Raw genomic sequence first — 5,860 nt, 5'->3', positions numbered from 1 at the left:
CATTAAAACAAAAAAAGCGTTTGATCAATTGATACAAACGCTTTTTAATACATTATGTTTAAATTTTGTTTTGTAAACCACTTAAATTAGACATAGCATCAAGTTCTTAAATAGAAAGTATGTACTCAACAAGTCCTTGTTCGTGCGGTAAATCCATTTTTTTTCGCAAACGATAACGTTTAATCTCCACACTTCGAACAGAAATGTTTAATAACGGAGCTATTTCTTTCGATGAAAGATTTAGTCGAAGATAGGCACAAAGTCTTAAATCGTTTGGCGTGAGTGAAGTATGTATCTGTTTGATGTTCTTTAAAAAGTTATTATCGGCATTATTGAATGCTTCTGCAAAAACATTCCAAGTATCTTCTTCATTAATGTTTTTATTGATATTGGTAATTACCGATTTAATATTTCTATTCTGACTGTTTTCTGTTGAATTTTTTAAATCGTCTTTAATCATTGCAAGCAATTCGTTCTTTTTGATTAAGCTCATTGTAGAGGCGGCGAGTTCTCTATTTTTGTTCTCATAATCTTGCTCTAATTGCTGGTTTTTAATCCGCATCAACTCTTGCTCTGTTTCTAACTCTTTGATTTCCAACAATCTGTTGTTTTCTTCAATTAGTTTTTCTTGTTGCTTACGATAATAATTTTGATAAGATTTATTAATGAAGAATGCTAAAATCAACAGTATAAGTATATAAAAGGCTAGTGCCAAATTAGATAAATACCACGGTTTTAGTATGGTAAACGAATAGGAAACAGTGTTTTCAGCGTATACATTTCCTAATTTTGCTTTTACTTTGAATGTATAATCTCCCGGAGCTAAATTTTTAAATGTTGCTTTAGAATTAAAATTCCATGGACTCCATTCTTTTGTAACCCCCTCCAAAAGATATTGAAACTCCGCATTGATGTATTTATTGAATTCAGCAACTGTAAATGAAAAAGTTACGTTGTTATCGATGTGTTTAAAAGAGCCTTTTTCAAGTAGTGATTTAAACTCCAGCGATTCGTTTTGCCTGTTTGTGGCAATATCGGTCATTTCAATTTTGAAATTATTAAAAACCAAATCCTCGGTATTAATAATATAATATCCGTCGGTTGTTCCTATCAAATATTGTGATTCAGACAGTTGCGAGATATTTTCATAGCCAAGCATCGAATTGGTTAAATTCGAAGGTATTGGAATGATGTTGTGTTTCAATTGAGAGCTAAGTTTTTCAATCGAAAAATAGTTGATGTAATTTTTGGTAAAAAACCATAACCTATTTGATTGATCCACCATCATCTTGCCCGAGATGTATTCATCTTTTGTGAACACTTGGCTTAATTGTTTATCTTTTTCAAAATGATTTGTTTTTGTATCCAGTTTGTACACACCTTCTTTGAAGGCATAATAAATGCTGTTGTTAAAGGAAATTAATGCCGCATTTTTACCTTTCGAAGGACTTTTATAGCTTTCAAAAAATGTAGTTTGCTTAAAATCCGCATCTAATTTGATTCTGAAAAGGCCTTTGTATTCGTGACTGATGATGATTTCGTCGGGTTTTGAAAAATCAAAGAATTTTGAAGAATAATCAAATCCTTTTATTTTATTTCGAAAGACCCAAGTGTTGTTGATTTTTTCTAAAACTGCTATTCCGTAATAATTTCCTTGTAAAATCAAGTTTTTGTTTGATGGAACCGCTTCAAATTTCCAAGTACCTGTTTTGGAGTAAATCAACTTTGCTGATTGATTCTCAATTAGGTAGGTGCCTGAATCGTGTCCGCAAAAAAGCGTACCATCTTTTGCAAACAGCGACCAAACTTGGCCTTTTGTTCCGGATACTAATTTAAAATTATTGCTGCTGTCAGCCTCCTTCCAAAAAAGCCCCTGATTAGTTCCAATATATACTTTGTTTTGGTGTTTGATAGAGGTATAAACCGTGCCTAAAATACCGCTATTATCGGTAAAACTGTGAATAGGAGATTTTAAATTGATACAGTTGATACCATTGTCCAGTCCGATCCAAATGTTATGGTCTTTATCTTCAAATAATGAGAGAGCCGTATTGTTGCTGATTCCATTACTTTGAGTAATGTGATAAATTACTTTTCCAAAGGAATTAATGATGAAAATGCCATTGGAAACAGTGCCTAAAACATAATCTCCATTACTATTTTCTTGAGCACAATAAACACTACTTGCATTTAAATTTTCATCTGCATCTGTTTTCCATTTTGAAATGATTCCGTCTCTAAATTCAAAAAAGCCGTTGTATTGGGTAAGTAAAAGTAGTGATTGTTTTTTCTGAAATACTGAAACAATTTTGTTCTCTATGAAAAACGCATCATTTGACACCAATCGGCTTTGACCTTTTTCTATTTCAAAAAACCCATCGGATGCAGTCTGAAAAAAAATTGATTTTGGAGTAACAAAAGCTTTGAAAATAATATCTTTTGGCGTAATTATTTTAAAGGTAGAAGTTTTAGTATCTAAAATAAAAATCTGATTCAATGATTGAAAAATCACCCAATGTTCATATTCTAAAATATTCCAAAATTGTTCATCATCAATTATCTTGGACTTAATTGCAGTACTTAAAGATGTGTAGGATAGTTTTCCGTTACTAAGTCTTTTCCAAAAACCAAATTCCATATAGGAACCCGTGTAAATTTTGTCTTTGATGACTTTTACCGAACGAATAATAGTTTCGTTGGGTGAAGGATATAAAATCCATTCGGAACCATTAAATTCCAACAAGCCCTCATTGTTTGCAAAATAGACAAACTTGTTTTGGTCTTGACTAATCATCCAATTTTGATTCCCGGCATTATAGCTACTGGGTGAATATTTTACGATAGGCGGAAACTCTTGAGCAACACTCAGAAAAGCATGTGTAAGAGTTAAAAATAAAAGAATTCTTTTCAAAGGATAATAGAATTGATGATTGTAGCAATTTGTAAACCCTAAATGTAATAAAAAATATAAGATTGATAAAATTACATCATAAAATCATGGAATTTTTAAAAAAGTTAAAAATAAGAATGTATTTGCAGCCGGAAATATTTTAAGTATTCTTTGTGACTTTTCATTGTTATTTTGCGTTGAAAAGCTGTAAATTTATGTCATTAAATACTAAAGTTATGAAAGAAACAATTTATATTCAGAATGTCAAATGTAGCGGTTGTGCTCACACGATTCAATCGAAATTAGCAACTATTAAAAATGTTTCAGAAGTGGAAATCGATGTAGAAAATGGAGTGCTAACTTTTAACGTTGATTCGATTGAAACCACTGCAACTGTTAAAAAAATATTGAAGAATAGCGGCTATCCTGAAAAGGGTGCTGAAAACACTTTGGGCAGCAAAGCAAAATCGTATGTGAGTTGTGCTATTGGTAAAATGAATACTTAAAACCTTTTTTAAAAACTTTTTTCAAATAAAAAAACAATTCCTACATTTACGTCATAATTTTTAAACTTAACCAATTATGAAAAAACTAGTAATTTTATTTTTGTCTGTTTTAACTTCGGGTGTATTGTTGACATCTTGTAGCGACGATGATGAAGCACCGTCAATTGAAGGTAAATGGGAATTTTATCAAGAAGGTATTTCCCTAGGCGGTGTTGAACAGTTAGAATTGTATGAACATACTCCTGGATGTGAAAAAGATTTTGTTGAGCTGTTTTCAGGCGGAAATTATGAGGATGTTTTCTATTTCAAAGAGGGTGAAGTTTGTGTGGAAGACAGTTCTACAGGAACTTGGTCAAGAAGTGGAAATTCACTTACAATTACTTCCGACGGCGAATCAAATACTGCCACAATTGTTACTCTAAATGATACTACTTTAAAAGTATTAATTTCTGAAGATTTAGGCGGAGTTCCAATTACAGCTATCGTGGTTTTCAAAAGACCATAAAAAGTATTTTTTTCTAAATTAGAGGTTCAATTTGAGCCTCTTTTTTTTGCTTTGCTATTTTTAGAATTTTTTGAGTAAAACGGTTGTTCTAAATTCAAATCGGGTAAAATAGAAAGTCATTGCAAATGATCCAATCAAATAGAAGAGTAGTAGAGCAGTACTAAAATTGATGATTTTACTCAACCCAAACCAGTCGCTGTAATACATTAGAATTCCTACTCCAAAGAGCAATCGCAATCCCTCCCAAAATAACGCATTTGTTTTTCTGTCCATCAATTCGCTATAGCTGTAAATAGTAACAAAAACAAACAAGCCGTAAACAAATAGATTAGGCAATCCGATAGTTGCTATGTTCGAAAACATATAACTCACCAATAAAAGTGTAGTAAATAGTTGAAAAATGGACCAGTACAAAAGTTTTTTAGAACTTTTAGTTCGGTATTTTTCAAAATGATACACATCGTCAATTTTTGAAACGGGATAGCTTTCTTCAAAACCTGCAGGTCGCCAGCCTGTTGGCATAAACCAAATACGGAATTTATCTTTCCATGCTGTTGCTCTCCATGCATCTTGGCAAAGCAACCACAAATGTTGAAAATTAATGCGAATCGGATTCCAAGTTTGTACCGGACGAGTAATGCCGTAAACCGGCGGAACAGTTTCCAACTCTTCTTGAAAAGTTCCAAACCATTGGTCCCAAAAGATAAAGATTTGTCCGTGATTTTTATCCAAATATTCTTTGTTGATTGCGTGATGCACCCGATGATGGGAAGGCGTCACGATAATTTTTTCTAAAAATCCCATTTTCCCGATATGTTGGGTATGGTACCAAAATTGCAAAAAAAGATGCAAAGGTAGTACAACAGCGATAACTTGTGAAGGAACACCAAACAAAGCCGCAGGAATCAATAAAAAGGTAAATAAATTGACAAATGAGGAAATGGATTGTCTCAATGCACATGCTAAATTGAATTCTTCGCTGCTGTGATGAATGGCATGTTTGTTCCATAAAAAATTGATTTGATGCGACCAACGATGCGTCCAATACCCATAAAAATCAATAACTATAAATGCGATGGCAAAAGTTGCAATTGAATTTTCGATGGTAAAAAAGGCAAATTTTGAAACCATCCAATCATAGGATAGTATTGAAATGCTGATGCCTAAAACATCTTTTACTGCATTTGTAATTCCGGAGCTCAAACTCGAAACGGTGTCCATCAGCGGTAATGTGTCATTTTTTTTGTAATAACCATAGATTTTTTCAATTACAATCAGTAACAGAAAAACAGGCATGGCAATGACGAGTATTTTACCGTAGTGTTCCAATAAATTTTTTACATTAAATTAATTCTGCACTCAGTCCGGCTTCAAGTAGTTGGGTACATTGAGGTTTTAATTCGTCATAGTCTCCCGTTTTTACTGTACATTTTCCTTTGTAATGCACCAAAATTGCACACTGTTCGGCTTGTTCACTGGTGTGGTTACATACGCGAATCAAAGTGTCAATAACATGATCAAAAGTATTGACATCATCGTTATATAACACAATTTCGTTGTTCAACCCTAAAAGTTCTTCAACGGAAACTTCTTCTTTTACTTTTTCAATCGTACTCATATGTATTAAAAATCAATGGCAAAAATCAAATTCAAAAATTAATGTCTTGTCAAGCTGTCCCGAAGTTTCGGGACGTTTCAGCTTCTATTTAACTATCTTTTTAGATTCCGAAACAAGTTCGGAATGACAACGTGAACCTCCCAATTCCCATCTTCCATCTTCCATCTCCCATCTTCCATCTTCCATCTTCCATCTTCCATCTTCCATCTTCAATCTTCCAACTCCCATCTTCCATCTTCCAACTCCCATCTTCCATCTTCCATCTTCCATCTTCCAACTCCCATCTTCCATCTTCCATCTCCCATCTCCCATCTCCCATCTTCCATCTCCCATCTCCCATC

6 protein-coding genes are annotated in these 5,860 nt (G+C 33.2%); 2 read left to right on the top strand and 4 right to left on the bottom strand.

The features are described from left to right. Positions 1-106 precede the first annotated feature (106 nt). Positions 107-2,911, bottom strand: coding sequence for a triple tyrosine motif-containing protein (locus tag ACIQ2S_RS10360; RefSeq protein WP_396175678.1), 2,805 nt, complete (start codon positions 2,909-2,911; stop codon positions 107-109). Positions 2,912-3,126: 215 nt separating this feature from the next. On the opposite strand from ACIQ2S_RS10360, the gene ACIQ2S_RS10355 reads away from it, so the two are divergent. After that, the gene (locus ACIQ2S_RS10355; RefSeq protein WP_396175676.1) at positions 3,127-3,396 is read left to right on the top strand and encodes a heavy-metal-associated domain-containing protein; all 270 of its coding nucleotides are present in this window, start codon (positions 3,127-3,129) and stop codon (positions 3,394-3,396) included. Positions 3,397-3,472: 76 nt separating this feature from the next. Continuing rightward, positions 3,473-3,901: a lipocalin family protein gene (locus tag ACIQ2S_RS10350; protein ID WP_396175674.1), complete on the top strand. Its 429-nt coding sequence runs from the start codon at positions 3,473-3,475 to the stop codon at positions 3,899-3,901. A gap of 60 nt (positions 3,902-3,961) precedes the next feature. Here the strand turns inward: ACIQ2S_RS10350 and ACIQ2S_RS10345 are convergent, their stop codons facing one another. The 3 genes from ACIQ2S_RS10345 to ACIQ2S_RS10335 all read right to left on the bottom strand — a co-directional run. Continuing rightward, entirely contained in the window at positions 3,962-5,230 is a 1,269-nt protein-coding gene (locus ACIQ2S_RS10345) for a sterol desaturase family protein (protein ID WP_396175672.1), read from the bottom strand. A gap of 13 nt (positions 5,231-5,243) precedes the next feature. Further along, positions 5,244-5,519: an ATP-dependent Clp protease adaptor ClpS gene (locus tag ACIQ2S_RS10340; protein WP_396175670.1), complete on the bottom strand. Its 276-nt coding sequence runs from the start codon at positions 5,517-5,519 to the stop codon at positions 5,244-5,246. Between the two features lie 84 nt (positions 5,520-5,603). Then, positions 5,604-5,860, bottom strand: a 257-nt coding sequence (locus tag ACIQ2S_RS10335; protein WP_396175668.1) for a hypothetical protein, incomplete at its 5' end; no start/stop codon positions are given.

Source organism: Flavobacterium sp., from assembly GCF_044371705.1.
In the GTDB taxonomy this organism is placed as follows: Bacteria; Bacteroidota; Bacteroidia; order Flavobacteriales; family Flavobacteriaceae; genus Flavobacterium.
The sequence above is the reverse complement of the archived record's forward strand: the minus strand, read 5'-3'. Positions and strand labels throughout refer to the sequence as shown.